17 protein-coding genes are annotated in these 22,831 nt (G+C 66.6%); 13 read left to right on the top strand and 4 right to left on the bottom strand.

The genetic code is table 11. The annotated features are described in order from the left end of the window. The first annotated feature begins 50 nt into the window (after positions 1-50). The 12 genes from paaC (at position 51) to PV781_RS04105 (ending at position 15,721) form a co-directional block, all read left to right on the top strand. Positions 51-827 carry a 1,2-phenylacetyl-CoA epoxidase subunit PaaC gene (paaC, locus tag PV781_RS04160; RefSeq protein ID WP_274774365.1) on the top strand — a complete coding sequence of 259 codons (777 nt, stop codon included), beginning with the start codon at positions 51-53 and terminating at the stop codon, positions 825-827. Between the two features lie 53 nt (positions 828-880). Further along, positions 881-1,351, top strand: coding sequence for a 1,2-phenylacetyl-CoA epoxidase subunit PaaD (gene paaD, locus PV781_RS04155; protein ID WP_274774674.1), 471 nt, complete (start codon positions 881-883; stop codon positions 1,349-1,351). Between the two features lie 12 nt (positions 1,352-1,363). Then, positions 1,364-2,515 (top strand): 1,2-phenylacetyl-CoA epoxidase subunit PaaE, encoded by a 1,152-nt coding sequence (gene paaE, locus PV781_RS04150; protein ID WP_274774364.1) that lies wholly within the window; start codon positions 1,364-1,366, stop codon positions 2,513-2,515. A 245-nt stretch (positions 2,516-2,760) separates the two neighbouring features. Further along, complete coding sequence (gene rplK / locus PV781_RS04145) at positions 2,761-3,210, top strand: 50S ribosomal protein L11 (RefSeq protein WP_274774363.1); 450 nt, start codon at positions 2,761-2,763, stop codon at positions 3,208-3,210. Positions 3,211-3,215: 5 nt separating this feature from the next. Then, positions 3,216-3,914, top strand: a complete 699-nt coding sequence (gene rplA / locus PV781_RS04140; RefSeq protein WP_274774362.1) for a 50S ribosomal protein L1 — start codon at positions 3,216-3,218, stop codon at positions 3,912-3,914. A 727-nt stretch (positions 3,915-4,641) separates the two neighbouring features. After that, positions 4,642-5,160 (top strand): 50S ribosomal protein L10, encoded by a 519-nt coding sequence (rplJ, locus tag PV781_RS04135; RefSeq protein WP_209104659.1) that lies wholly within the window; start codon positions 4,642-4,644, stop codon positions 5,158-5,160. Positions 5,161-5,213: 53 nt separating this feature from the next. Then, complete coding sequence (rplL, locus tag PV781_RS04130) at positions 5,214-5,591, top strand: 50S ribosomal protein L7/L12 (RefSeq protein ID WP_274774361.1); 378 nt, start codon at positions 5,214-5,216, stop codon at positions 5,589-5,591. A 260-nt stretch (positions 5,592-5,851) separates the two neighbouring features. Then, positions 5,852-9,982, top strand: a complete 4,131-nt coding sequence (gene rpoB / locus PV781_RS04125; protein ID WP_274774360.1) for a DNA-directed RNA polymerase subunit beta — start codon at positions 5,852-5,854, stop codon at positions 9,980-9,982. Positions 9,983-10,104: 122 nt separating this feature from the next. Continuing rightward, positions 10,105-14,280 carry a DNA-directed RNA polymerase subunit beta' gene (gene rpoC, locus PV781_RS04120; RefSeq protein WP_274774359.1) on the top strand — a complete coding sequence of 1,392 codons (4,176 nt, stop codon included), beginning with the start codon at positions 10,105-10,107 and terminating at the stop codon, positions 14,278-14,280. Between the two features lie 165 nt (positions 14,281-14,445). Then, positions 14,446-14,799: an ArsC family reductase gene (locus tag PV781_RS04115; protein WP_274774673.1), complete on the top strand. Its 354-nt coding sequence runs from the start codon at positions 14,446-14,448 to the stop codon at positions 14,797-14,799. A gap of 8 nt (positions 14,800-14,807) precedes the next feature. Then, entirely contained in the window at positions 14,808-15,272 is a 465-nt protein-coding gene (locus tag PV781_RS04110; protein WP_274774358.1) for an FAS1-like dehydratase domain-containing protein, read from the top strand. After that, complete coding sequence (locus PV781_RS04105; RefSeq protein ID WP_274774357.1) at positions 15,269-15,721, top strand: MaoC family dehydratase; 453 nt, start codon at positions 15,269-15,271, stop codon at positions 15,719-15,721. Before PV781_RS04110 ends, PV781_RS04105 begins: the two co-directional genes overlap by 4 nt. 99 nt (positions 15,722-15,820) lie before the next feature. On the opposite strand, the gene PV781_RS04100 is transcribed toward PV781_RS04105, so the two are convergent. From PV781_RS04100 to PV781_RS04085, 4 genes are all read right to left on the bottom strand, one after another. Next, positions 15,821-16,135, bottom strand: a complete 315-nt coding sequence (locus PV781_RS04100; protein ID WP_274774356.1) for a hypothetical protein — start codon at positions 16,133-16,135, stop codon at positions 15,821-15,823. 256 nt (positions 16,136-16,391) lie between these two features. After that, on the bottom strand, positions 16,392-17,690 hold the full coding sequence (locus PV781_RS04095; RefSeq protein WP_274774355.1) for an NCS2 family permease: 1,299 nt from the start codon (positions 17,688-17,690) through the stop codon (positions 16,392-16,394). A gap of 22 nt (positions 17,691-17,712) precedes the next feature. Beyond that, positions 17,713-20,469, bottom strand: a complete 2,757-nt coding sequence (locus tag PV781_RS04090; RefSeq protein WP_274774672.1) for a molybdopterin-dependent oxidoreductase — start codon at positions 20,467-20,469, stop codon at positions 17,713-17,715. Positions 20,470-20,480: 11 nt separating this feature from the next. Then, the gene (locus tag PV781_RS04085; protein WP_274774354.1) at positions 20,481-21,311 is read right to left on the bottom strand and encodes an FAD binding domain-containing protein; all 831 of its coding nucleotides are present in this window, start codon (positions 21,309-21,311) and stop codon (positions 20,481-20,483) included. A gap of 329 nt (positions 21,312-21,640) precedes the next feature. Here PV781_RS04085 and PV781_RS04080 point away from each other — a divergent pair, with 329 nt between their 5' ends. Continuing rightward, positions 21,641-22,729, top strand: coding sequence for a choloylglycine hydrolase family protein (locus PV781_RS04080; RefSeq protein WP_274774353.1), 1,089 nt, complete (start codon positions 21,641-21,643; stop codon positions 22,727-22,729). Positions 22,730-22,831 lie beyond the last annotated feature (102 nt).

Below are 22,831 nucleotides of genomic sequence, written 5' to 3'. Positions count from 1 at the left end.
GGCACGTTCAGAAGGAAAAACGGGCAAGGGAACGGCAAGAGGGACACATCATGGCCACCTCCAGCATCCAAGTGGCGGACATTCCGCTCGTGCGCTATCTGCTGCGCCGCGCCGACGATGCGCTCATCCTCGGCCATCGCCTCTCCGAATGGTGCGGGCATGCGCCCCTCATGGAAGAGGAGATGGCGCTCGCCAATATGGGCCTCGACCTCATCGGCCAGGCGCGCGCGCTCTATAGCTATGCGGGCGAAGTGGAAGGCGCGGGCCACGACGAGGACGCCTTCGCCTATCTGCGCGGCGAGCGGGACTACCAGAACCTCCTCCTGGTGGAGCAGCCCAACGGCGATTTCGCCCGCACCATGGTGCGCCAGTTTTTCTATTCCGCCTTCATCGATCCCTATTGGCGGGCGCTGATGGGCTCGTCCGACGCGACGCTCGCCGCCATCGCCGCCAAGGCGGAGAAGGAAAGCGCCTATCATGTGCGCCACTGCGCCGAATGGATCATCCGCCTCGGCGACGGCACGGCGGAGAGCCATCAGCGGGCGCAGGCGGCCGTGGACGAGCTGTGGGCCTTCACCGGCGAGCTGTTCGAAGTGGATGCCCCCGAGCGCGCCTTGATCGAGGCGGGCGTGGCTGTGGACCCAGAGCCGCTGCGCGCGGGCTTTAAGGCCAAGGTGGATGCGGTGATCGCCGAGGCGACGCTGACCCTTCCCGCCGGCACCTGGATGCACAAAGGCGGGCGCCAGGGCCGCCATTCCGAGCATCTCGGCCACCTGCTCACCGAGCTGCAATATCTCCAGCGCACCTTCCCCGGGGCGACCTGGTGAACCAGCCCCTCGGGGCGCTCTCCGGCACCGGAACCGGGCCGGAGGCGCGCCTCCTGGAGACCGCGCGCGCCGTGGCGGGCCAAGTGACGGACCCGGAAATCCCGGTGCTCACCATCGCCGATCTCGGCGTGCTGCGGGACGTGCAGATGGTGGACGGGCGGATCGAGGTGCTGATCACCCCCACCTATTCCGGCTGCCCGGCCATGAACATGATCGCGCTGGAGATCGAGCTGGCGCTGGATAAGGCGGGGCTTGGCCCCGTCACCGTCAGGACGGTGCTCTCGCCCGCCTGGACCACCGACTGGATGAGCGAAGAGGGGCGCGAGAAGCTGCGCGCCTACGGCATCGCGCCACCGTCCAAGGGGGGAGGGCGCCGGGCGCTCTTCGGCGAGGAGCAGGTGGCCTGTCCCCAATGCGGGGCCACCGACACGTCGGAGATCGCGGCCTTCGGCTCCACCTCCTGCAAGTCCCTGTGGCGCTGCAACGCCTGCCGGGAACCCTTCGACTATTTCAAATGCCATTGAACGGGAAACGCCATGTCCACGGTCCTTGAAGCCAATGCCGCGACCGGCGGCAGCCCGGCCCTTCCCCCACTTGCGCCGGCCGCCGGCCGCGCGGTGCCGAAGTTCCACGCGCTCACCGTGCGCGAGGTGCGCCGGGAGACGCCCGAGGCGGTGTCCATCACCTTTGACGTGCCGGCCGATCTTGCCGCCGACTTTGCCTTCGCGCCCGGCCAGTACCTGACCCTGCGCACCACCATCGACGGGGAAGAGGTACGTCGCTCCTATTCCATCTGCTCCGGGCCCGATGACGGCGAACTGCGGGTGGCGGTGAAGCAGGTGGAGAGCGGGGTCTTCTCTGGCTGGGTGAACGCGAACCTCGCCGCCGGCGACACCATCGACGTGATGACCCCCACCGGCCGCTTCGGCCTGGAGGGCGATCCCGGCAATGGCCGCATCCATGTGGCCTTCGCGGCGGGCTCGGGCATCACCCCGGTCCTGTCCATTGCGCGCGGTGTGCTCTCACGCGAGCCGGACAGCCGCTTCTATCTCTTCTACGGCAACCGCACGACCACCGACATCCTCTTCCGCACGGAGCTGGAGGAGCTGAAGGATCGTTTCCTGGGTCGCCTCTCGGTGTTCCACGTGCTCTCGCGGGAAGAGCAGGACCTGCCAGTGCTGAACGGACACCTCAATGGCGAGAAGGTGCGCCTGCTGCTCACTGCCATGGTGCCGGCCGCCGCCGTGGACCATGCCTTCGTCTGCGGCCCCACCGCCATGATCGATGAGCTGGAGGGCACGCTGAAGGATCTCGGCCTGCCCCCCGAAAAGGTCCATGTGGAACGCTTCGTCTCCGCTTATGGCGGCAAGCCGCGTCCCAAGCCCGTCATCGCCCCGGAAGCGGCGCCCGCGCATGTGGCCTCCCTCATTGTCGACGGCAAGCGCCGCGACGTGCCGGTGGCGCAGGGCGAGGCGATCCTGGACGCCGCGCTGCGGGCGGGCATGGACCTGCCCTTCGCCTGCAAGGGCGGCATGTGCTCCACCTGCCGCGCCAAGGTGGTGGAGGGCTCGGCCGAGATGGACCTCAATTATTCGCTGGAAGGCTGGGAGCTGGAGGCGGGCTTCATCCTCACCTGCCAGGCCCATCCCACCAGCGCGCGCGTGGTCATCGACTTCGATCAGATGTAGGCAGACGGGGCACTGGCGGGGCGCTCACATGCTCCGCCCTTGCATCCTGGGCGCTCATCCGATAAGGAGGCGCCTCCCTTGAGGGTGCCTGGCACCTTTCGGGGAATGCGGACGGGGAGGCATCCCCGCACGTGGCGTGGGAGGTGAGGCGGGCGTTTCGCCACGCACCTCCAAGATCCAGACCACGCATTCCTGGCCGGCTGGCCCGCACCTGCGGGCTTTTCGGCGTTTCACGGGAGTTTAAGATGGCGAAGAAGATTACCGGTTACGTCAAGCTGCAGGTTGCGGCTGGCAGCGCCAACCCGGCGCCGCCGATTGGCCCCGCGCTCGGTCAGCGCGGCCTGAACATCATGGAATTCTGCAAGGCGTTCAACGCCCAGACGGCGAAGGAAGAGAAGGGGATGCCCATCCCCGTCGTCATCACCGTCTACCAGGATCGCTCCTTCACCTTCGAGCTGAAGACCCCTCCGGTCTCCTACTTCCTCAAGAAGGCCGCCGGCCTCGAGACGAAGAAGAAGCCCGGCTCCGGCTCCAAGACCCCCGGCAAGGGTGCGACCGTCGGCAAGGTGACCCGCGCCCAGATGGTCGAGATCGCCGAGAAGAAGATGAAGGATCTGAACTGCGACACCGTTGAGGCCGCGCTTCAGATGATCGAAGGCTCGGCCCGGTCCATGGGCCTCCAGGTTCAGGGGTGAGCATCATGGCGAATCACGGCAAGCGCGTCCGCGCCACCCGCGAGGGTATCGATCGCACCAAGCTCTATTCTCTGGACGAGGCTCTCGCCCTCCTGAAGGAGCGCACCACCGCCAAGTTCGACGAGACCATCGAGGTCGCGATCAATCTCGGCGTGGATCCCCGCCATGCGGACCAGATGGTCCGTGGCGTCTGCAACCTGCCCAACGGCTCGGGCCGCACGGTGCGCGTGGCGGTGTTCGCCCGCGGCGCCAAGGCGGACGAGGCGAAGGCCGCCGGGGCTGACATTGTCGGCGCCGAGGACCTGCTGGAGACCATCCAGGGCGGCACGATCGACTTCGATCGCTGCATCGCCACCCCGGACCTGATGCCGCTCGTCGGCCGCCTCGGCAAGGTGCTCGGCCCGCGCGGCCTGATGCCGAACCCGAAGGTTGGTACCGTCACCATGGACGTGAAGGGCGCCGTCGCCGCCGCCAAGGGCGGCGCGGTGGAGTTCCGCGTCGAGAAGGCCGGTATCATCCACGGCGGTATCGGCAAGGCCTCCTTCGAGCAGGACAAGCTGGCCGAGAACATCCGCGCCTTCGTGGACGCGGTTGTGAAGGCCAAGCCCACCGGCGCCAAGGGCACCTATGTGCAGCGCGTGGCGGTGTCGTCGACCATGGGCCCGGGCATCAAGGTGGAGCCCTCCACCGTGCTGGTCGCCTGATCGGACGAGAATCGCCTCCGGGCGCTTCTGTGTTGAGGTTTGAAAGGCCGGGCCCTGCGCCCGGCCTTTCTGCATTTGCGGTCTGCGGCCGCGGCAGGGCAGGGGCGTCGTCGCGAAAGATCCGGAATCCTTGCGGCAGAAGCGTTTGGGCCGTCCTTTCCCGCATGATGCCGAAGCGGGGAAGGGGTGGATCGGCTGTAACAGGACGGCTTCCGCGTCAAGAGAAAAAAGTGCGGGAGGGCGTGACAAGCCGGCCTTGACCTTATATACACCCTGTTCCCGCGTTGCCGAAAGGCGAGGCGGGTTTATGGCTTCCACGCCGGAGACGGCGTCGGAGGGGCTGGAAGGGTTCGCCCTCCCGGCCTTTATGTTCGTCTCAATCCCAGGTTTCGGCCGGGGAAGGGGCGGGCAGAAGTCCTGTCCGAGACTGCAGGCGCCATGCTTTCGCGTGGCTTAATCCTCGCCAGACCTTCCGCCCGGAAGGTCCTCTGGAGGGCCAGCATAGACGGGGAAGACGGATTTCGCGCGGCGGCCTCGAGCTTGCCGCAACAGATCGGTTCGAACCAGCACCTTGTGGCCGGTGACCCGGATCCGAGGGGACAGGGCATTGAGCGTCGCGCGTTCCGCGAGCGGCATGTCCAATGGACAGGTCACTTTCGGTCGGGCGGCAAGGTGCAACCGGTGGAGCCAGTCTCTGGTTCCGCCACAGGCTTAAAGAGAGCCAGACGTGGATCGAGCGGAAAAACAAGAGCTCGTCACGACGCTCGCCGAAGTGTTCAAGACCACTTCGGTCGTCGTGGTGGCCCACTATTCCGGCCTCACCGTGGCCCAGATGTCGAAGCTTCGTCGACAGATGAAGGCCGAGGGTGCGACCGTGAAGGTGGCGAAGAACCGCCTCGCCAAGATCGCTCTGGAAGGCTCCGACGTCGCCCATGTGGCGTCCCTTCTGAAGGGACCCACCATCATCGCTTATTCAAGCGATCCGGTGGCGGCGCCGAAGGTTGCCGTCGAGTTTGCCAAGGGTAACGACAAGTTCGTCATCCTCGGCGGCGCGATGGGCAAGACGGCCCTCAATGCTGACGGTGTGAAGGCGCTCGCCACCATGCCGTCCCTTGACGAGCTGCGTGCGAAGCTGGTCGGCCTCATCCAGGCCCCGGCTACCAAGATCGCCCAGCTCACCACGGCGCCGGCTGCGAAGCTCGCGCGCGTGTTTGGGGCCTATGCCAAGCAGGACGAAGCCGCGTGAGGCGGTTGGATCTCGCAAACCTGAATTTCGAACCTATCTAGAAAGAAACGACAATGGCTGATCTGACCAAGCTCGTTGACGAGCTGTCCTCCCTGACCGTTCTCGAGGCCGCTGAGCTCGCGAAGCTCCTCGAGGAGAAGTGGGGCGTGTCCGCCGCTGCCGCCGTCGCGGTTGCGGCTGCCCCCGGCGCGGCTGCTGCCGCCCCGGCCGCCGAAGAGCAGACCGAGTTCACCGTGGTGCTCGCGGCTGCCGGCGACAAGAAGATCGAGGTCATCAAGGAAGTCCGCGCCATCACCGGCCTGGGCCTCAAGGAAGCCAAGGATCTGGTCGAAGGCGCTCCCAAGCCCGTCAAGGAAGGCGTGGCCAAGGACGAAGCCGAGAAGCTCAAGGCCCAGCTCGAGAAGGCTGGCGCCAAGGTCGAGCTCAAGTGAGCTTTTGAAAAAGGGCGGCCCCGGTGTCCGGGGCCGCCTGTTTCGCCATTTGCAGATGGCGAGAGGTGAAGGGGACGGTTCTCCAGGCGGCCTGAAACGGCAGGCGGCCTGGAGAGCCGTCGCGGCGTGGAAAGGGATGGCGCATGCCCCCACCTTTCCCGTCGGACGGTGTGGGGTCGATGGGCCGGCACGGCAGCTTTCCTTCCAGGAGAGCGTCCAGGAGGGCCGGACCCCAAGGACCAGGACGGACGAGGATCGAGATGGCGCAAACGTTCACCGGTCGCAAGCGGATCCGCAAATTCTTCGGCAAGATCAAGGAAGTCGCTGAGATGCCGAACCTCATTGAGGTTCAGAAGGCGTCCTATGACCAGTTCCTGCAGATCGAAGAGCCGAAGGGCGGGCGCGCGGACGACGGTCTCCAGGCCGTGTTCAAGTCGGTATTCCCCATCTCCGACTTTTCCGGCGCCGCCATGCTGGAGTTCGTGCGCTACGAGTTCGAGCCCCCGAAATATGACGTGGACGAGTGCCGCCAGCGCGGCATGACGTTTGCTGCCCCGCTGAAGGTGACGCTCCGCCTCATCGTGTTCGATGTGGACCCGGACACCGGCGCCAAGTCCGTGAAGGACATCAAGGAGCAGGACGTCTATACCGGCGACATCCCGCTCATGACCATGAACGGCACGTTCATCGTCAACGGCACCGAGCGCGTCATCGTCTCCCAGATGCACCGCTCGCCGGGCGTCTTCTTCGACCACGACAAGGGCAAGACCCATTCCTCGGGCAAGCTCCTGTTCGCGGCGCGCATCATTCCCTATCGCGGGTCCTGGCTCGACATCGAGTTCGACGCCAAGGACATCGTCTATGCGCGCATCGACCGTCGCCGCAAGATCCCGGTGACGAGCCTGCTCTATGCGCTCGGCCTCGACGCGGAAGAGATCCTGGATACCTTCTACCAGAAGATCCAGTATTCCCGCGCCAAGGACGGCTGGCGCATGCCGTTCGACCCCAAGCGGATGAAGGGCTACAAGGCCGTCTCCGACATGGTGGACGCGGACACCGGCGAAGTGGTGGTCGAGGCCGGCAAGAAGCTGACCGTGCGCGCCGCCCGCCAGCTCGCCGAGAAGGGCCTGAAGGCCCTCAAAATCTCCGACGAGGAGATGATCGGCCAGTATATCGCCGAGGACCTCGTGGACGCCGCCACCGGCGAGATCCATGCGGAAGCGGGCGACGAGGTCACCGAGAAGCTGCTCAAGCTCCTCGAGGAGACCGGCTATAACGACATCCCGATCCTCGACATCGACCACGTGAACACGGGTGCCTACATCCGCAACACGCTGTCGGCCGACAAGAACATGACCCGCGAGGATGCGCTCTTCGACATCTATCGCGTGATGCGCCCGGGCGAGCCGCCGACGCTCGACAGCGCCCAGGCCATGTTCCACTCGCTGTTCTTCGATGCCGAGCGCTATGACCTTTCCGCGGTCGGCCGCGTGAAGATGAACATGCGCCTGGACCTCGACTGCCCGGACACCGTGCGCGTGCTGCGCCGCGAGGACATCCTCTCGGTCATCCGCACCCTGGTGGAGCTGCGCGACGGCAAGGGCGAGATCGACGACATCGACCATCTCGGCAATCGCCGCGTGCGCTCGGTCGGCGAGCTCATGGAGAACCAGTACCGCGTCGGCCTGCTGCGCATGGAGCGCGCCATCAAGGAGCGCATGTCGTCCGTCGACATCGACACCGTGATGCCGCAGGACCTCATCAATGCGAAGCCGGTGGCGGCGGCGGTGCGCGAGTTCTTCGGCTCCTCGCAGCTCTCGCAGTTCATGGACCAGACCAACCCGCTCTCCGAGATCACCCACAAGCGCCGCCTCTCGGCGCTTGGCCCGGGCGGTCTGACCCGCGAGCGGGCGGGCTTCGAGGTGCGCGACGTGCACCCGACCCATTATGGCCGCATCTGCCCCATCGAGACGCCGGAAGGCCCGAATATCGGCCTGATCAACTCGCTGGCGACCTTTGCCCGCGTGAACAAGTACGGCTTCATCGAGGCCCCCTACCGCAAGGTGGTGGACGGGCATGTGACCGACGAGGTGGTCTATCTCTCCGCCATGGAGGAGGGGAAGTACTACGTCGCGCAGGCCAACATCCCGCTCGATGCCAATGGCAAGTTCGAGGAAGACCTGGTGGTCTGCCGCCATGCGGGCGACGTGCTCCTGGTGTCGCCCGACCGCGTCGACTTCATGGACGTGTCGCCCAAGCAGTTGGTGTCCGTTGCCGCCGCGCTGATCCCGTTCCTTGAGAACGACGACGCGAACCGCGCGCTCATGGGCTCCAACATGCAGCGCCAGGCCGTGCCGCTGGTGCGCTCGCAGGCGCCGCTGGTGGGCACCGGCATGGAAGCCGTGGTCGCCCGCGACTCGGGAGCGGCCATCGCCGCCCGCCGCACCGGCGTGGTGGACCAGGTGGACGCCACCCGTATCGTCATCCGCGCCACGGAAGAGACCGACGCCTCCAAGTCCGGCGTCGACATCTACCGCCTGATGAAGTTCCAGCGCTCCAACCAGTCCACCTGCATCAACCAGCGTCCGCTGGTGCGCGTGGGTGACCAGGTGCGCCGCGGCGACATCATCGCCGACGGCCCGTCCACGGAGCTGGGCGAGCTGGCGCTGGGCCGGAACGTGCTCGTCGCGTTCATGCCCTGGAACGGCTACAACTTCGAAGATTCGATCCTGCTCTCGGAGAACATCGTCAAGGACGACGTGTTCACCTCGATCCATATCGAGGAGTTCGAGGCCATGGCCCGCGACACCAAGCTCGGGCCGGAGGAAATCACCCGCGACATTCCCAACGTCTCGGAAGAGGCGCTGAAGAATCTCGACGAGGCAGGCATCGTCTATATCGGCGCGGAAGTGCGCGCCGGCGACATCCTGGTGGGCAAGATCACCCCCAAGGGCGAAAGCCCGATGACGCCGGAAGAAAAGCTCCTGCGCGCCATCTTCGGCGAGAAGGCCGCCGACGTGCGCGACACCTCGCTCCGCCTGCCTCCGGGCACGACGGGCACGGTGGTGGAAGTGCGCGTGTTCAACCGCCACGGCGTCGACAAGGACGAGCGTGCGCTGGCCATCGAGCGCGAAGAGATCGAGCGCCTCGCCAAGGACCGCGACGACGAGCAGGCGATCCTGGACCGCAACGTCTTCGGGCGCCTGTCCGAGATGCTGTCCGGCAAGCCGGGCATTGCCGGTCCCAAGGGCTTCCGCAAGGACTCGGAGATCACCAAGGAACTGCTGGGCGATACCCCGCGCTCGCAGTGGTGGCTGTTCGCGGTGGCCGATGACACCCTGATGGGTGAAATCGAAGCCATGCGCGCCCAGTACGACGAGGCCAAGAAGCGCCTTGAGCAGCGCTTCCTCGACAAGGTCGAGAAGCTCCAGCGCGGCGACGAACTGCCTCCCGGCGTGATGAAGATGGTCAAGGTCTTCGTCGCGGTGAAGCGCAAGATCCAGCCCGGCGACAAGATGGCCGGTCGTCACGGCAACAAGGGCGTGGTTTCGCGCATCGTCCCGGTGGAAGACATGCCGTTCCTCGAGGACGGCACCAATGTGGACATCGTGCTGAACCCGCTCGGCGTGCCGAGCCGCATGAATGTGGGACAGATCCTCGAAACCCATCTGGGCTGGGCCTGCGCGGGCCTGGGTCGTCAGGTGGCGGCGGCGGTCGATGCCTATTATGCGGCCCATGACGAAGCCAAGCTGCGCGGCGCTCTGGAGAGCGTCTACGGCAAGGCCGAGATCGAGCCGTTGAAGCAGAACGAGCTGATCGAGCTGTCGGAGAACCTGCGCAAGGGTGTGCCCATGGCCACCCCGGTGTTCGACGGCGCACGCGAGGCCGACATCGAGGCGCAGCTGGAGAAGGCGGGTCTCAACCCGTCCGGCCAGTCCACCCTCTTTGACGGGCGCACCGGTGAGCCGTTCGACCGTAATGTGACGGTCGGCTACATCTACATGCTGAAGCTGCATCACCTGGTGGACGACAAGATCCACGCCCGCTCCATCGGCCCCTACTCGCTCGTCACCCAGCAGCCGCTGGGCGGCAAGGCGCAGTTCGGCGGCCAGCGCTTCGGCGAAATGGAAGTGTGGGCGCTGGAGGCCTATGGCGCGGCCTACACCCTGCAGGAGATGCTCACCGTGAAGTCGGACGACGTCGCCGGCCGCACCAAGGTCTACGAGGCCATCGTGCGCGGCGAGGACACGTTCGAGAGCGGCATCCCCGAGAGCTTCAACGTGCTGGTGAAGGAAATGCGCTCGCTCGGCCTGAACGTCGAGCTGGTGAATTCCAAGACCGGGCGCAACGTCGCCCCCGGCACCCGCGAGAACCTGCCCGCGGCCGAATAAGGCCGCGTTCATCCAAGGGCGCAGGCGGTGAGCCTGCGCCGCCGCGATGTGACACGATTTTTCCGGCCGGTCCCCCTCAGGCGGCATGAGGGGGCCACCCGGCCGAGCCGAAGGAGACGGCGATGAATCAAGAGGTGATGAATCTCTTCAATCCGGCGACCCCGGCTCCGACCTTTGATCAGATCAAGATCTCGATCGCGAGCCCCGAGAAGATCGCCTCCTGGTCCTATGGCGAGATCAAGAAGCCTGAGACCATCAACTACCGGACCTTCAAGCCCGAGCGCGACGGCCTGTTCTGCGCGCGCATCTTCGGGCCCATCAAGGACTATGAGTGCTTGTGCGGCAAGTACAAGCGCATGAAGTACAAGGGCATCATCTGCGAGAAGTGCGGCGTCGAGGTCACCCTCTCGCGCGTGCGCCGCGAGCGCATGGGCCATATCGAACTGGCCGCGCCCGTCGCCCACATCTGGTTCCTGAAGTCCCTGCCGAGCCGCATTGGCCTGCTGCTCGACATGACGCTCAAGGACCTGGAGCGCATCCTCTATTTCGAATATTTCGTCGTGCTTGAGCCGGGCCTGACCCCCCTCAAGTATCGCCAGCTTTTGTCCGAGGACGACTATCTGCGCGCCCAGGACGAGTATGGCGAGGACAGCTTCACCGCCATGATCGGCGCGGAAGCCATCCGCGAGCTGCTGCGCTCCATGGATCTCGAAAAGATCGCCGCCGACCTGCGGGTGGAGATCGCCGAGGCCACCACCGAGCTGAAGCCCAAGAAGCTCGCCAAGCGCCTGAAGATCGTCGAGGCCTTCCAGCTCTCCGGCAACAAGCCGGAATGGATGATCCTCACCCATGTCCCGGTGATCCCGCCGGACCTGCGCCCGCTCGTCCCGCTGGACGGCGGCCGGTTCGCCACCTCGGACCTGAACGATCTCTATCGCCGCGTCATCAACCGCAACAACCGCCTGAAGCGCCTCATCGAGCTGCGCGCGCCGGACATCATCATCCGCAACGAGAAGCGCATGCTTCAGGAAGCGGTGGATGCGCTGTTCGACAACGGCCGCCGCGGCCGCGTCATCACGGGTGCCAACAAGCGCCCGCTGAAGTCGCTCGCCGACATGCTCAAGGGCAAGCAGGGCCGGTTCCGCCAGAACCTGCTCGGCAAGCGCGTCGACTATTCCGGCCGCTCCGTGATCGTGGTGGGTCCCGAGCTTAAGCTGCACCAGTGCGGCCTGCCGAAGAAGATGGCGCTCGAGCTGTTCAAGCCCTTCATCTATGCCCGCCTCGACGCCAAGGGCCATTCGGCCACCGTCAAGCAGGCCAAGAAGCTGGTGGAGAAGGAGCGTCCCGAGGTTTGGGACATCCTGGACGAGGTCATCCGCGAGCATCCCGTGATGCTCAACCGCGCCCCGACGCTGCACCGCCTCGGCATCCAGGCCTTCGAGCCGGTGCTGATCGAGGGCAAGGCGATCCAGCTTCACCCGCTGGTCTGCTCGGCCTTCAATGCGGACTTCGACGGCGACCAGATGGCCGTGCACGTTCCCCTCTCGCTGGAAGCCCAGCTTGAGGCCCGCGTGCTCATGATGTCCACCAACAACATCCTGCACCCGGCGAACGGCGCGCCCATCATCGTGCCCTCGCAGGACATCGTGCTGGGTCTCTATTATCTCTCCATCATGCGCGACAACGAGCCCGGCGAGGGCATGGCGTTCGCGGACATGGGCGAGATCGACCACGCGCTGGCGGCCAAGTCCATCACGCTCGCCACCAAGATCCGCGGCCGCTATGTGGGCGTGGATGCGGACGGCAACAAGGTCTCCAAGATCTATGAGACCACGCCCGGCCGCATGAAGATCGGCGAGCTGCTGCCCAAGCACCCCAAGGTTCCCTACGACGTCGTCAACAAGCTGATGACGAAGAAGGAAATCTCCAACATGATCGACGCGGTGTACCGTCACTGCGGTCAGAAGGAGAGCGTGATCTTCTGCGACCGGATCATGGCGCTGGGCTTCTACAACGCGTTCCGGGCGGGCATTTCCTTCGGCAAGGACGACATGGTCGTGCCGAAGAAGAAGTGGGACCTGGTGGAAGAGACCCGTGCTCTCACCAAGGAGTACGAGCAGCAGTACAATGACGGCCTGATCACCCAGGGCGAGAAGTACAACAAGGTCGTCGATGCGTGGGGCAAGTGCACCGATCGCATCGCCGACGAGATGATGAAGGAAATCTCTTCGGTCAAGAAGGACCCGAAGACCGGACGGGACAAGCAGATCAACTCGATCTACATGATGTCCCACTCCGGAGCGCGTGGGTCGCCCGCGCAGATGAAGCAGCTTGCCGGCATGCGCGGCCTCATGGCCAAGCCGTCGGGCGAGATCATCGAGAGCCCGATCATCTCGAACTTCAAGGAAGGCCTGACCGTGATGGAGTACTTCAACTCCACCCACGGCGCGCGCAAGGGCCTTGCCGACACCGCTCTGAAGACGGCCAATTCCGGCTATCTGACCCGCCGTCTCGTCGACGTGGCGCAGGATTCCATCATCACCGAGCGCGATTGCGGCTCGACGAATGGCATCCATATGCGCGCCATCATCGACTCTGGACAGGTGGTGGCCTCGCTCGCCTCCCGCGTTCTCGGCCGCACCGCGGTTGAAGACGTGGTCGAGCCCGCCACCGGCACGGTCATCGTGCCCAATGGCCAGATGATCGAAGAGCCGCACATCGATCGGATCAACAAGTCCGGCATCCAGGAGATCAAGATCCGGTCGGTGCTGACCTGCGAGACCCGAAACGGCGTGTGCGGCACCTGCTACGGGCGCGATCTGGCCCGTGGCACGCCCGTCAACATGGGCGAGGCGGTCGGCGTCATCGCGGCGCAGTCCATCGGCGAGCCGGGCACCCAGCTCACCATGCGCACCTTCCACATCGGTGGCGCCGCCCAGCTGGCGGACTCGTCCTTCGTGGAGAGCAACTTCGAGGGCACCATCCGCATCCGCAACCGCAACGTGGCGCGGAACTCGGATGGCGACCTCATCGTCATGGGCCGCAACCTCGCGGTGGTGATCGTCGACCTCGACGGCACCGAGCGCGCGGTGAACCGCGTCCAGTACGGTTCGCGCCTGAAGGTGGACGAGGGCGACACGGTGAAGCGCGGCCAGCGCATCGCCGAGTGGGACCCCTACACCCGTCCCATCCTGACCGAGGTGGACGGCACCGTCGGCTTCGAGGATCTGGTCGAAGGCCAGTCCATGAACGAGGCCATCGACGAGGCCACCGGCATCGCCAAGCGCGTGGTCACGGACACCCGTGCCGTGCGCGGCGCGGACCTGCGCCCTGCCATCATCATCAAGGGTGGCGACGGCAAGGTCATCAAGCTGGCCCGCGGCGGTGACGCCCGCTACGCCCTGCCCGTGGAAGCCATCATCTCGGTGGATCCCGGCCAGAGCATCAAGGCCGGCGACGTGGTGGCCCGCGTGCCCATGGAAAGCGCCAAGACCCGCGACATCACGGGCGGTCTGCCGCGCGTGGCGGAGCTGTTCGAGGCCCGTCGTCCGAAGGATGCCGCCATCATCGCGGAAGTCTCCGGCACGGTTCGCTTTGGCCGCGACTACAAGAACAAGCGCCGCCTCACCATCGAGCCGTCTGACGGCGGGGATGCGGTGGAGTACCTGATCCCGAAGGGCAAGCACATCCATCTCCAGGACGGCGACGTGGTGGAGAAGGGCGACTTCCTGGTGGACGGCAACCCGGCGCCGCACGACATCCTGGCGATCAAGGGAGTGGAAGAGCTCGCCGCCTTCCTCGTCAACGAGATCCAGGAGGTCTACCGGCTCCAGGGCGTGAACATCAACGACAAGCACATCGAAGTCATCGTCCGCAACATGCTCCAGAAGGTGGAGATCGACGACGCGGGCGAGACCGACTTCCTGGATGGCGAGCAGGTGGATCGCATCGAGTTCGTCGAGGCCAACGAGAAGGCTGTGGAAGAGGGCAAGAAGCCCGCGACCGGCCATCCCGTGCTCCTCGGCATCACGAAGGCGAGCCTCCAGACCCGCTCCTTCTTCTCGGCGGCCTCCTTCCAGGAGACCACCCGCGTCCTCACGGAAGCGGCGGTCAACGGCAAGGTGGACCCGCTGGAAGGCCTCAAGGAGAACGTCATCGTCGGCCGCCTCATCCCGGCCGGCACCGGCGCCCAGATGAACCGTCTGCGCGTGGTGGCGAACTCCCGCGACGACCTCATCGTCGCCACCCGCGAGCAGTCCGAAGGCGGCCAGCCGCTGGTGGAAGGCCCCGCGGAGTGAGGCGCAGGGCCGCTCCGGCCCGCCTGTCGTGACCTGATCAAGGCCGCCCCCCGGGGCGGCCTTTTTCGTATGGGACGGTGGAAGGCGGGCATGGGCGCTGCCCCCAGCCTTGACCCTGTCCCGCCGATCTCCGAGACCTGCGTCACACGACCGGTGGAGGCGAGCATGGCGGCGGGCGTCACGATCTATGGCATCAAGAATTGCGACACCATGAAGAAGGCCCGCGCCGCTCTGGAGGGGTCGGGCATCGCCTATGCCTTCCATGACTACAAGACGGCCGGCATCGCGCGGGAGAAGCTGGAAGCCTGGATCGGGCAGGTGGGCTGGGAGAAGCTGGTGAACAAGGCCGGCACCACCTTCCGCAAGCTGCCGGAGGCGGAGCGGGCCGATCTGGACGCGGACAAGGCAATTGCGCTGATGCTGGCTCATCCCAGCCTGATCAAGCGGCCGGTGCTGGAAGCCCAGGGGCGCCTGCTTGTGGGGTTTGATCCGTCCGCCTATGCCGGCCTCAAGGCGTGACCGGCGCCATGGCGGAAATCGACCGGTCCCTCGTCGGGATGGAGATGGACCCGTTCTTCGTCGAGGTGGAGCGGGGCGCGGTGCGCAAGTTCGCGCGTGCCATCGGCGATGCAAATCCCCTGTTTCACGATCCCGATTTCGCCCGCGCCCAGGGCCATCCGGATATTCTGGCGCCGCCCACCTTCCCCATCACCTTCCGTCCTCCGCACGAGGCCCCTTGGCTCGCGCCGCTGGACCGGCGCCGCATCCTCGCCGGATCGGTGAGCTTTGCCTATGAGCGACCGGTGACGGCGGGCATGCGGCTGCTGTGCCGCTTCGCGTTTGCCGCCCTTGAGGAGCGGCGCGGCAGCCGGGGCCCCCTGGAGGTGATGCGGCAGGAGGTGCGGGTGGATGACGCTGCGGGGCAGCGCGTGGTGACATGCGCGCGCACGACGCTTTATCGCTCGCTGCAGGAACTGGGGCTGCCGGCATGAAGGCGGCGTCCGGCCCCTGGCGTGTCGGCCAGGCTCTCGTCCTGAAGACTGAGGCGGTCACCACCGAGCAACTGGTCCGCTATGCCGGCGCTTCGGAGGATTACAGCCGCATCCATTATGACAAGCCCTTCGCGGAGGCGGCCGGGCTTGGCGGCATCATCGCCCATGGCATGCTCACCATGGCCTTCATGGGCCGTGTGGTGAGCGACGCGGCGGGGCCGCAGGGCTTCGTGCGCACCCTCACCGCCCGTTTCGTCGCCCCGGTGCGGCCGGGCGATGTGGTGCGGGTGGAAGCAAAGGTGCTGGAAGTGCGGGAGGAGGATGCCGGTGCTCTCGTCCGGCTGGATCTGGCCGCGCGGGTTCGGGGCCGCCCCGTCGCCGTGGGCGAAGCCGAATTCCGCATGGCACCTGCGGTGACCGAGCCGCCGGCGAGGGCGCAGCCCCAATGAGCGCCGCGCGCCGGCCCGGCACGCGGCTTTTGTTCCCGAAGCAGCCGGCGAAGAGACACGGCGCCCCGCAATGAAATGCTGGCCGCGCCGTCGTCCCACTCAGGACGGTGCGTGCCCCGCTGTGGGCACGCCGGCCAGAAGCGCCTTGTCGATGGCGTCCCGCATGGACAGAAGGGCGGAACGGTTGCCCTTCACATAGGCGGCCACCTTGTTCTGGTGCTGGACGGTGCCATCCGCCATGGGCACCGGAAATCCAGTGGTGAGCATCAGCGTGTAGACGCCGTGGCTGTGCGAAAAGGCGCCTGCCGTCTCGAAGAAGCAGGTGGGCGCCACATCCGTGCAGTGCACCGCCGGGGCCACGGTTGCCTTGGCCTTCGGCTTCGGCTTGGTCTTCGGCGTGGTCGTCTCAACCATCGTCATGTCTCCATGCGGAACACGAGGCGGGATGCCGGAGGGCGCCCCCCATTCCCGCTCGGTGCCATCGGACCACTACGGTACCGGCGAAGCGGGTCCTTGTCATGTAGGGGCCTGTTGAGGGCTCGCCCTCCGCCAGGGAAGGGCAGGGGCAAAGCCGCGCCGGGCCTTGATTCCCCTCCCGCGCGGGATGCCAGGTGGCGAGGCCCCCGTCCCTTCGCACTGCATCATGGCGCACCCCGAGGCTGATTCTCCCTTAATGGCCGCTCACCTCGTAGACGCTCTTGAACAGGAAGATGGCAGCGATGGTCCAGGTCACCGGACTGACCCCCTTGTAGCGACCGGTCAGCAGCTTCAGCGCCGCATAGGTGATGAAGCCGAAGGCGATGCCGTTGGCGATGGAGAAGGTGAAGGGCATCAGCATGGCGGTGACGCAGGCGGGGATGACCTCCGTCACGTCGTCCCAGTGCATGTCCACCAGTTCCCGCAGCATCATGCACGAGACGAAGAACAGCGCCGGGGCGGTCGCGTAGGGCGGCACCGAGGCGGCAAGCGGCGAGATGAAGAGACAGGCGAGGAAGAGAAGGGCGACGGTGGCCGCGGTGAGGCCCGTGCGTCCGCCATCCTGAACGCCGGAGGTGCTCTCCAGCATGGCGGTGGAACTGGACGTGCCCAGCAGGGAGCCGATGAAGATGGACGTGCTGTCCGCCAGCAGCGCCTTGTTGAGGCGCTCCATCTTGCCGTTCTTCACCAGCCCCGCCTTGCGGGCCACGCCGATCATGGTGCCGGTGGCGTCGAACAATTCCACCAGGAAGAAGACCAGGATGACCTGCAGCACCCCGCCGGAGAGGGCACCCTTGATGTCGAGGGCGAAAAGGGTCGGCGCGATGGAAGGCGGCATGGAGAACACGCCCTGGAACGTGTTGCCGCCGAACACGAAGCTTAAGCCCGTGATCGCCAGGATGGAGATCAGGAGCGCCCCCCGCACCTTCAGCGCCACCAGAGCGGAGACCATGATGAAGCCGATGATGGCCAGCACCACGCCCGGCTTGTGAAGGTCGCCCAGCGTGACATAGGTGGCCGGGCTTGGCGCCACGATGCCCGCATTCTTCAGCGAGATGATCGCCAGGAACAGGCCGATCCCGGAGGGGATGGCAATCTTCAGGGATTCCGGGATGCCGCGGACGATATGGTCGCGGATGCCGGTCAGCGACACGAACAAGAACAGCACGCCGGAGATGAACACCGCGCCGAGCGCCGTCTGCCATGTGTAGCCCATGGTCAGGACCACCACATAGGCGAAGTAGGCGTTCAGGCCCATGCCCGGCGCAATGGCGATGGGATAGTTGGCATAAAGCGCCATGATGGCGGTGCCGATGGCCGCCACGAGGCAGGTGGCGACGAACACGGCGCCCTGGGGCATGCCCGCCGCGCTGAGGATCGCCGGATTGATGAAGACGATATAGGCGATGGTCAGGAAGGTGGTGACACCCGCCAGCATCTCGGTCCGCACATTGGTCCCGTTTTCCTTCAGCGCGAACAGCTTCTCCAGCATGACGGACGACCTTTCAGCAGGGTCAGGTGGGTGAGGGGGTGGGCCTGTCCCCAGACCCGCTGCCATGGCGCGCGGCGATGGCGGCGTAGATCCGGTCGGGGGCGAAGGGCGTTGCGGCAAAACGGATGCCGGTGGCATCGCGCAGGGCATTGGCAAGCGCGGGCGCCACGGGATTGAACGGGCTCTCGCTCATGGACTTGGCGCCGAGCGGGCCAAGCCGGTCATAGGTGTCGGCGAACAGCACCTCGGTTTCCGGGACGTCGGCAAAGGCGGGGACCCGATAGGTGCGCAAGGTGGGGTTGGTGACCGCCCCTGTGTCCGCGTCGAGCGCCACCTCCTCGAACAGGGCGGCCCCGAGCGCCTGGACGATGCCGCCCTCCACCTGGCCCCGGCACTGGGCGGGATTCATCACCACGCCCGCGTCCGCAGCCTGGACACTTTTCAGGAAACGGATCTCCCCCGTTTCCCGATGCACGGCGATGCGGAAGCCCTGCACATTGAAGGCGACCGATCGCGGCGAGCCGTCCGCCGCGCCCTCGGCCTCCAGTCTCAGGCCGGCCGCTTGGGCGGCCTCGGCCATCTCGCGCAGGGAGAGGCGCGTCGTGCCCGCCACGACCTCCCCCGCCTCAAGGCGGCATTGGGCCTCGGGGACACCGCAGTGCGCGGCGGCAAAGGCCCGGAGGCGTTCGGCGAGAGCGCAGGCCGCCCGTTCGGTGGCAAGCCCGGCCACCACGATTCCGGTGCTGCCGAACGCGCCGGTGTCGTGGGCCACCAGGTCGGTATCGGACTGCACCAGGCGCACCATTGCCGCCGGCGTGCCGAGCACGGTCGCGGCAATCTGCACATGGACGGTGGACGTGCCATTGCCGAATTCCGCCGTGCCCACCTTCAGCTCATAGGTGCCGTCATCGGCCAGTCTCAGCGCCACCCTGGAATGGTGGCCGCGCGGGGGGATGGTGTCGATGAGGGCGGCGGCCATGCCTTCGCCCACCAGCCAGTCCGGGCCTGGCGTCGGCAGGGCGCGGGCCTGGACGAGGCGCGCCTCCACAAGGTCAAGGCACTGGTCGAGGCCATAGCTGCCATATTCCACGTCGTGGGGATGGTGCGTGTGCGTGACCATGGCATCGCCGGGCCGGATGGCGTTGAGCCGGCGGAAGGCGAAAGGGTCGATCCCGAGCGCCCGCGCCAGCTCGTCCATGGCGCATTCCACCGCGAACAGGGTCTGGCTCAGCCCGTAGCCCCGGAAAGCGCCGCTCGGCGGAGTGTGGGTATAGACCGCATAGCCCTCCACCTTCTTGTTGGGGCAGCGATAGAGGATCAGGCTCTCGTTGCAGCCATGGAAAAGGACGCCCGGCCCGTGATTGCCATAGGCGCCGGTGTTGGAGACCACGCGTAGGGAAATAGCGGTCAGCCGCCCGTCTGCCGTCGCCCCCACCTTGGCGCGGATGGTCATGGGGTGGCGTGTGGTGGTGGCGGCGAACTGCTCGGGGCGTGTGACCTCGTATTTCACCGGTCGCCCGGTCTTGAGCACGGCGAGCGCCACGATGTCCTCGGTGAGCATTTCCTGCTTGCCGCCGAAGCCGCCGCCCACCCGTTCGCACAGCACCCGCACCTTGTCCTTTGGCAGGTCCAAGACAGCGCACAGTGCATCCCGTGTGAGAAAGGGCGTCTGCGTGCTGGAGCGCACGACGAGGCGGCCCGCCTCGTCCAGGAAACCGATGGCGCCATGGGTTTCCAGATGCACATGCTGGATGCGCTGGCTGGAATAGATGCCCTCGTGGATGATGTCGGCGTCCGCGAACCCGTCCGCCACGGAGCCCACCTCCCCCTGGATCTCCGCCACCAGGTTGCGGGCGGGATCGCGGGCGCCGCTGGCGGCGGCGCTTTTCTCGTGCACACGCGGCGCTTCCGGGCGCATGGCCTCTTCCGGGTCGAACACGGCGGGGCGCACGTCATAGGTGACCGCAATGCGCCGGCAGGCCTCTTCCGCGATGGCCTCGCTCTCCGCCACCACCGCCGCGACCCGCTGGCCGGCAAAGCGCACCACGTCGTCCAGGATGCGGGTGTCGGCGGGGTCGTCCGCCATCAATTCATGACGGGCGCTGGAGAAATGAACCGGCGGGGCATCGCGGTGCGTGAGGATGGCGATGACGCCGGCAAGGCGGGCCGCCTCCCTCGTATCGATGGCGGTGATCCGCGCATGGGCGTGGGGGGAGCGCAGGATTTTCAGATGGGCAAGCCCCGGCGGGGCGAAGTCCATGGTGAAGCGTGCACGCCCGGTCACCACGCCCGGTCCCGCCGGCGCGCCGAGGCTGGCGCCCGCCACCGGGCCTTTGGGTGCCGCTTCCACATGGCAGACGCCGCGCACCGCATCGGCGATGGCGCGATAGCCGGTGCAGCGGCAGATATTGCCCTTCAAGGCGGCGGGCAGGTCCTGAAGCTGGGCCTGGTCGAGGCTGGTGGCGGTCATGATCATGCCGGCGGTGCAGAAGCCGCACTGGAAGCCCGGCGCCTCCAGGAAACGCTGCTGCATGGGATGAAGGCCATCCGGCCCCGCCAGCCCTTCGATGGTGGTCACCTCCCGCCCTTCGGCGCGGAAGGCGGGGAAGAGGCAGCTGTGCACCGGCTCGCCGTCCACATGCACGGTGCAGGCGCCACAATCGCCCGCATCGCACCCTTTCTTCACGCCGAACCAGCCGAGGTCCCGCAGGAAGGTGCGCAGGCACTGCCCGGGTTGCGGCGCGGCGTCCGTCGGCTGGCCGTTGATGGTGAGGCGGATGGACGCTTCGCTCATGCCCGGCGGCCCTCCGCCAGTTCCGCACGGACCTCTTCGGCGAGGAGACCGGTCACATGCCGCCGCCAATCGGGCCGGCCGTGAATGTCGTCGAAATAGGCCTCGGGCGGCAAAGCGGCCTCAAGGCGCGCGCGCAGCGCGTCCGCATCCGGAAACGCGGCGAAGGCGAGACGGCAGGGCCGGGGGGTGGAGGCGCTGATGGTCAGGTCCAGCCCATTGGAGAGCGGAGCCTGCGTCCCCACCACAAGCGCGGCGGAGCGGCCGAGGCGGCTGAGCGAGATCTTCCGCATGGCGGTGCGCCGGGCAAGCATGCCTTTCGGGATATGGATGGCGCGCAGGATCTCGCCAGGCGCGAGCGCGGTGGTGAGCGGCCCGCGCACGAAATCCATCACCGCCACCTCCCGCGCCCCGCCGCCCGGCATCCAGATGAGGCAGCGGGCATCCAGGGCGGCGGTCAGGGAGATCATGGCCCCGGCGGGCAAAGCCATGCACAGATTGCCGCCCACGGTCGCCATGTTCCAGATCTTGAAGGAGGCGAGCAGAGCGGCGCAGCACTGGCCGAACAGGGGGGCGGCCGGCCAGGGGGCGGCGGCGGCAAAGGCATTGAGGGCCGCGATGGTGGTGGTGGCGGGGATGTCCAGACCTTCGTCCGTGAGGCGCGGGCCGCCCCAGCCGAGGCCGGCGAGATCCACCAGCCGCGTCACCGCCGGCTGCGGCTCGGAGAAAAGCCACGTTCCGCCCGCGAGCCAGGCATCGCCCGGCCGGAAGTCATCCAGATCCGCCCGGCTCGCCGGCCGGCGGATGTCCTTGACCGTGTTCAGGTCCATCTGTCCCCCTGGACCGGCTTGCATCCCGCCCTGCGGCAGGCACGAGGCCGCGCCCCATCCCATTCGAACTCTCAAGCCCCGACCCTCCCACCGGCCGGACCTGCATGCAATGCGCTGTCCCCACGCCTTGCTCGCCTTCGGCCAAGCAAGAAGCATTCCGAACGGCGCACCGTCACGGGTTGATGCTGCCGCGCATGCCGAAGGCGCCGAGAGCTGCCGCCCCAGGCGCGCCCGTCCTGCGCGCCGGCCAGGATTTCGCTAATGTGGCCCTTGGCGCCGCCAGAGCGCACACGGGAGGTCTGTCGATGATGACGCGGTTCGCGGGACGAATGGCTGCCAAGATTGCGGTCGTCGCAGCCACTTTGTTGCCCTTGCAGCAGGCACAGGCCTGCACGTCCTTTCTTCTGAAGTCCGCCGACGGCGGCTTCACCTATGGCCGCACCCTCGAATTCGGGCTCCCCCTGCAGTCGCAGCTGATCGTGGTGCCCCGCCAGTTCGCCTTCACCGGCACCGGCCCCGACGGGCAGGTGGGGACCGGCCTGCCCTGGACCGTGAAATACGGCACCGTGGGCGCCAATGCCTTCGGCCTGCCGGTCTTGGCGGATGGCATGAACGAGGCGGGCCTCGTGGGCGGCATGCTCTATTTGCCGGGCCTTGCCCTCTACCAGGAGGTTCCGGCGGCCGAGGCGCGCACGTCCATCGCCGCCCATGAACTGCTCACCTATCTCCTCACCAGCTTCGCCACGGTGGCCGAGGTGAAGGAGGGGCTGCCCAAGATCAAGGTGAACCGGGCCGTGCTCGCCCAGCTGAAGATGGCGACCCCCATGCATCTCACCTTGCATGATGCGGGCGGCGCGAGCTTGGTCATCGAATATACGGGCGGGGTCCTGCACATGCACGACAACCCCACGACCATCCTGACCAACGCGCCGACCTTCGACTGGCACGTGACCAGCCTGAGCAATTATCTGGGCCTGTCGCCCTATAATCCCGATGCGGTGAAGATCGGCGCGCTGACCCTTTCTCCGCCCAGCACCGGCGCCGGGGCGGCAGGGATGCCGGGGGACATGTCCTCGCCGTCGCGCTTCATCCGCGCCTTCCTCTATTGGCGGGCCGCGCCGGAGCAGAAGACCAGCACGGAAGCCGTGGACACCGCGTTCCACATCCTCAACAATTTCGACATCCCACCCGGCATCATCCGCACGTCCGCGAGTGCAGCGGCGGGCGGGGGCATCGCGGCTGTCGAAACCACCGAATGGACGTCCGTCGCCGACCTGAAGACCAAGCGCTATTACCTGCGCACCTATGGCAACAGCCAGACGCAGGTGCTGGACCTGACCAAGGCGGACCTGAACGCCAAGGAGGTGAAGTCCTTCAGCATCGATCGCCCGCCGGCTTTTATCGATGTGTTGAAGTAACCTCCACCCGGCGGGCCCCGAAGCAAGAAGGCCGCATCCGGGATCGGATGCGGCCGCTCACACGGGACGCAGGGAGACTAGAGCGCGATCCGATCAGATTGA

Origin of the sequence: Aquabacter sediminis (genome assembly GCF_028863665.1) — a bacterium.
Lineage (GTDB): Bacteria > Pseudomonadota > Alphaproteobacteria > Rhizobiales > Xanthobacteraceae > L1I39.
The sequence above is the reverse complement of the archived record's forward strand: the minus strand, read 5'-3'. Positions and strand labels throughout refer to the sequence as shown.

Bases quoted from the DNA above. Each gene is read 5' to 3' on its own strand.
- PV781_RS04095 (WP_274774355.1), bottom strand. From the start codon at position 17,690: ATGCTGGAGAAGCTGTTCGCGCTGAAGGAAAACGGGACCAATGTGCGG.
- PV781_RS04105 (WP_274774357.1), top strand. From the start codon at position 15,269: ATGAAGGCGGCGTCCGGCCCCTGGCGTGTCGGCCAGGCTCTCGTCCTG.
- PV781_RS04110 (WP_274774358.1), top strand. From the start codon at position 14,808: ATGGCGGAAATCGACCGGTCCCTCGTCGGGATGGAGATGGACCCGTTC.
- PV781_RS04100 (WP_274774356.1), bottom strand. From the start codon at position 16,135: ATGGTTGAGACGACCACGCCGAAGACCAAGCCGAAGCCGAAGGCCAAG.
- PV781_RS04080 (WP_274774353.1), top strand. From the start codon at position 21,641: ATGGCTGCCAAGATTGCGGTCGTCGCAGCCACTTTGTTGCCCTTGCAG.
- rpoB (WP_274774360.1), top strand. From the start codon at position 5,852: ATGGCGCAAACGTTCACCGGTCGCAAGCGGATCCGCAAATTCTTCGGC.
- paaC (WP_274774365.1), top strand. From the start codon at position 51: ATGGCCACCTCCAGCATCCAAGTGGCGGACATTCCGCTCGTGCGCTAT.
- PV781_RS04115 (WP_274774673.1), top strand. From the start codon at position 14,446: ATGGCGGCGGGCGTCACGATCTATGGCATCAAGAATTGCGACACCATG.
- rplK (WP_274774363.1), top strand. From the start codon at position 2,761: ATGGCGAAGAAGATTACCGGTTACGTCAAGCTGCAGGTTGCGGCTGGC.
- rplA (WP_274774362.1), top strand. From the start codon at position 3,216: ATGGCGAATCACGGCAAGCGCGTCCGCGCCACCCGCGAGGGTATCGAT.
- PV781_RS04085 (WP_274774354.1), bottom strand. From the start codon at position 21,311: ATGGACCTGAACACGGTCAAGGACATCCGCCGGCCGGCGAGCCGGGCG.
- paaE (WP_274774364.1), top strand. From the start codon at position 1,364: ATGTCCACGGTCCTTGAAGCCAATGCCGCGACCGGCGGCAGCCCGGCC.
- rpoC (WP_274774359.1), top strand. From the start codon at position 10,105: ATGAATCAAGAGGTGATGAATCTCTTCAATCCGGCGACCCCGGCTCCG.
- rplL (WP_274774361.1), top strand. From the start codon at position 5,214: ATGGCTGATCTGACCAAGCTCGTTGACGAGCTGTCCTCCCTGACCGTT.